The following is a 4,721-nucleotide window of genomic DNA, read 5'->3' on the forward strand; positions in this document are numbered from 1 at the left end:
ACGTATATGATTCTGATAGCAATCATATCAAAAACAAAGATGATAATATCGATAGTTATATGAGTACCATCGTGACGGGATATGCAACTATATTAGCTACTTGTTTAGCTGAACATCCAGAAATTGAAGTTACCAATTAAAAGCTAGAACAGAAATTTATTATATTGAAAAATAACTATTAATTTTAAATAATTTATTAAATTATCGAAAGTCTACAATTTTCAAAATTATTTTTTGTAGACTGTTGAAATGCAAAAGTAAACAAATGATTGCAATACAATGCAACCTTTAACTATGATAAACTATTGAAAATACAAACGAATGCAATCTATGCCAATTCAGTACAGACTAAGCGGATTTTACTTTTTCTATTACTGCATTGTTGGTACATTTATGCCATATTGGAGTTTATACCTCCAGAATCAAGGCTTTAGCTATAAAGAAATTGGATTATTATCTTCTATAGCGATCATTACCCGATTTTTTGCACCATTTATTTGGGGATGGATTGCAGATAAATCTGGCAAACGAATGTTACTGGTTCGGATTGCTACATGGATGGAATCAACTATTTGGTTTTTAATATTCATTATTCCTAATGATTTTCAGTCTATTGCTTTATTGATGTTGATATTTAGCTTTTTCCAGAATGCTATTCTTGCCCAGTTCGAGGGAGTCACTTTATTTTGGCTCGGAGATAAAAGGGCCGAGCTGTATGGGAAAGTTCGCAAATGGGGTTCGATTGGTTTCATTGTAGGTGTATTTGTCATCGGTGCTTTATTGGAGTTTATCCCCATTTCGATGTTGCCAATCATGTTATTAAGTATTGCCTTTTTAGCTTTTATCTGGTCATTTTGTGTAAAAGAACCTACGTCTGCACCCACATCACAAAAGCTGTTAGAACCTTTATGGCCGATATTAAAGCGCCCAGTAGTTGTGGCATTTTTTTCTATTGAGTTCATTCTTTTATTCGCACAGGCTCCTTTTTATAGTTTTTATAGTAACTACTTAAAACAAGAAGATTTTACGACGACTGAAATTGGTTTTTTATGGGCTGTTGGGGTTGTTTCTGAAATTATTATGTTTGCTTATGCCAATATTTTTTTAAAACGCTTTTCATGGCGATATCTAGTAATAGTTTGTTTGATCATGACCAGTTTACGGTTCATTGTTGTTGGCTTGTTTCCTCAATCATTTTATATGCAATTTCTTTCTCAGACATTACATGCTTTTAGTTTTGGATTATTTCATATTATTGCAATGCGTATTATTTTTCAGAATTTTAGTGCAGGTCAGCAAGGTAGAGGTCAAGCGCTTTATAGTACAATGTGGGGCTTGGGGGTTGCTAGTGGCAGTATTTTGGCGGGGCACTATTGGCAAATATTTTCGGGTGAAATTGTATTTATGATTGCAGGATTAAGTGCTTTGCTTGGTTTAATCTTTGTTTGTTGTCTACCGAACCAGATTCAAACCAAGCATTAGAATAGATGTTAATCTTAAATTCCAATATTTGGATAAAATGTGAACCAGGGATGAGCCTGTTCAAGTTGTGAGGCAAGCTGCAATAATAAATCTTCACGACCAAAAGAAGCAACAAATTGAGAGCCTATAGGTAGATTTTGACTATTCCAGTATAAAGGTACTGACATTGCTGGTAGACCAGTAATATTGGCAAGTTGTGTAAAAGGAACCCATTCTAAATTTGTTTTGATCAGTTTCTCAATGAGTTTCCCTTTTGAAAGCAAATGGGTTTTTCCAACAGTGAGTAGTGTTTTTAATATAGGAATTTGCCATGTAGGTGTTTTAACCTCGCCATTTCTTGGTGCGATGGAGGATGTGGAAGGGATGAGGTATAGGTCATATTGTTCAAAAAACTCATTCATTTGAGTTGTATATTTGCCCCAATTATTTAAATTACCTATATAGTCAACTGCTGAGGATTTAGCACCTAAAGCTGCAATTGCCAGAGTATCAAGCTCAAAATCGCTATCTTTAACACCGAAATGTTCTTTCATATAGTTTAGGCTATAAGCACATTGGCTAAACCATGTGGTAATGAAGTCTTTTGCTAAAAGCATACCATCAATTTTGGGAGTGTCTTCTACAACATCATGTCCTAAAGATTCAAGGAATTTTGCTGTTTTTTCTATAGCCTGGATTGCATCAGATGAAACATGCGTTGCAATGGGAGAAGCCGTAGAGTATGCAATTTTAAGTTTTTTAGGTGGGCTTTTAATACTTTCCAGATAACTGCCATGCGGTGCCTGAATTGTAAATAATGAGCTTTTTTCAGCTCCATGTGTAATATCTAACATGGCTGCACTATCTCTTACACTTTTAGTTAAAACATGTTGCAATACTGCCCCATGCATAATTTCACTTCTATCTGGTCCCCAGGGAGTGCGCCCCCGGCTTGGTTTTAAACCAAATAAACCACAGTATGATGCTGGGATACGAATAGAACCTCCACCATCACTTGCACCAGCAATAGGAACAATACCCGATGCAACTGCTGATGCTGCTCCCCCAGAAGAACCACCACTATTATATTTTAAATTCCATGGATTACAGCAACTACCCCAAGCATCTGGTTCTGTTATTCCTTTAATACCTAGCTCAGGAGTATTGGTCAATCCAAAGTTAACTATGCCAGCTTTTTCCCAGCGATTCACGATTTCGGCATTCTGTTTGGCTGTATATCTTAAGCGTTTAAAACTATTTGAACCATAAGAGGTCTGGACACCTTTAAATTCCTGATGTAAATCTTTAGCAAGAAAAGGAACTCCAGCAAAAATTCCAGAGAGTGTGGTTGAAGTTGCACGACGTCTGGCTTGTTCATACATTGGAATGACAATGGCATTTAACTTTGGATTAATTTTTTCAGCTCTTTGAATCGCTATTTCTAATAATTCATGTGCCTGTATTTCTTTATTTTTGACTAATTCAGCTAAACCTAAGCCATCATATTGAATATATTCAGAATACTTCATTTTTATTGTCCATTGAATAGTGTCTATATCATGCCTAGATTATAGTCTACACACAATTGATTACGACCTTTTTCTTTTGCTTGGTATAAAGCATGATCGGCACGATTAATTAATTGCTGAAAGGGAACATAGTGTGGCATTGTTTGATGACTTAAACCAATACTGACGCTAATACTGATGCATTCGCCATTTTCAAGCAGGATCGGGGTATTGTATACAGCATCGCAAATGCGTTCAGCAATCTGAATACTTTGTTGAAGCGAGAGATTTTTTAATAAAATAGCGAACTCTTCACCACCTAATCTCCCAAATAGATCCTGATTACGCAAGTTGCTTTTTACAATTGTTGTAAAATTCTGCAAGACAAAGTCACCAATATGGTGACCGTATAAGTCATTAATTTTTTTAAAATGGTCGAGATCAAGTAATAATATGCTAATACTTTCGGCTATTTTTTTATTTGAAGATGATGCAACAACTCGCTCACTTTCTTCATAGAAAAATCGTCGGTTTAAGGTTGTAGTTAAACTGTCATGGTTGGCTAGGTATAAAATCTGATGATAAAGTTTTTGCCTGTTTAAACTGATAATGGATAAAGTGAGTGGACCAAGTGCAAGCATAAACAAACCGATTCTGATCGAAATTGCAGTAGCTAGATAAGCATCTGATGATTCTGCTATATAAAAAGCGCTTAAACTAGTATATAAAAATGTGACTACGAAACAATTGATGATGGTGACGTAGAATAAATTATAACTCAAGGATGCCCAAATCAGTGCTGCGATAGGGAACATGATTGAACCTGGGCCAATAAAAAAATGAGCAAATACGACTGATATAATAACAGCGCACAATGGCAAAACCTGTTTAATCTGAAAAGGTTGTTGTTTGATTTTCTTGTAATATTGTTGAATGATTTTTTTGCTTGGCAATGCCAGAATAATAGGTAAAAAAGTTATGATATTTAATATTTCACCTGTCCACCACATACCAAAATCAGTCCAGATCCTATCTAGTTGCATAAATGTGTTGGGTACATATGGGATTGTTGATACTGCAAATAATGCACCAACCAAACAGCCTCCAAATGCATTAAGTAAAAACAAGTAAAGAAAGGTAAGTCCTTTATTATATTGAGTATAATCAAGCCGAAAACTTTTTATGATTATTAAACTTACAAACACATTAGCCATATTGGCTAAGGTGAGAAAGAGGGTAAGAGTAAAGTCATTGCCGGTGATTAAATCGGCAGCCATATAACCTGTAAAACTGCCTAGCCAGCCTCCTACGTTCAGGAAGTTTGGATATCTTAAAAAAACACCAAGAAGTACCGCATTTGCAACCCATAACGTTGCTAAAAAAGAAAGTGGACGTCCAAGGATTCCCAGTAATGCACATAAGAAAATAATTATCCCGATCACGATAAATGATCGGGTATTTACTTTCATTTTTTGTGAATGAAGCTGAGTAAATATGGCCAATTTACAATCCCATGCAACGCACTAATTTTACTAATGTAAGAGAATTCACATTTTTAATAAAAATATTATAACTTTAAGGATTTTGTTTTTATAGTGAGAAATCAAATAGTTTTTTAAAAGAGAAAATGATGTAGATCAAGTTTATGCTTTTTCCCTGTTGTAAGCGAAAATTAAAATGATTGTTTTTATATGGTTAATTCAGAATGTTTTTTGCTTGAAATGTGCTAAGTTATATTTAACAGATCAAGAT

The 4,721-nt window shown here is 34.8% G+C and carries 3 protein-coding genes; 1 reads left to right on the forward strand and 2 read right to left on the reverse strand.

Annotation, left to right across the window (positions count from 1 at the left end; genetic code table 11):
• The first annotated feature begins 321 nt into the window (after window positions 1-321).
• Entirely contained in the window at window positions 322-1,482 is a 1,161-nt protein-coding gene (locus tag KPC_RS17990) for an MFS transporter (RefSeq protein ID WP_121975707.1), read from the forward strand.
• Between the two features lie 14 nt (window positions 1,483-1,496).
• Here KPC_RS17990 and KPC_RS17995 read toward each other — a convergent pair whose 3' ends face one another.
• Together KPC_RS17995 and KPC_RS18000 are read right to left on the reverse strand one after the other, a co-directional pair.
• Window positions 1,497-2,990 carry an amidase gene (locus tag KPC_RS17995; protein WP_121975708.1) on the reverse strand — a complete coding sequence of 498 codons (1,494 nt, stop codon included), beginning with the start codon at window positions 2,988-2,990 and terminating at the stop codon, window positions 1,497-1,499.
• A 23-nt stretch (window positions 2,991-3,013) separates the two neighbouring features.
• Entirely contained in the window at window positions 3,014-4,438 is a 1,425-nt protein-coding gene (locus KPC_RS18000; RefSeq protein WP_121975709.1) for a GGDEF domain-containing protein, read from the reverse strand.
• Window positions 4,439-4,721: the final 283 nt, after the last annotated feature.

Source organism: Acinetobacter stercoris (assembly GCF_900323515.1).
Taxonomy (GTDB): Bacteria; Pseudomonadota; Gammaproteobacteria; order Pseudomonadales; family Moraxellaceae; genus Acinetobacter; species Acinetobacter stercoris.

Coding starts and splice junctions, on each gene's coding strand:
- KPC_RS17990 (WP_121975707.1), top strand. CDS start 322: ATGCAATCTATGCCAATTCAGTACAGACTAAGCGGATTTTACTTTTTC.
- KPC_RS17995 (WP_121975708.1), bottom strand. CDS start 2,990: ATGAAGTATTCTGAATATATTCAATATGATGGCTTAGGTTTAGCTGAA.
- KPC_RS18000 (WP_121975709.1), bottom strand. CDS start 4,438: ATGAAAGTAAATACCCGATCATTTATCGTGATCGGGATAATTATTTTC.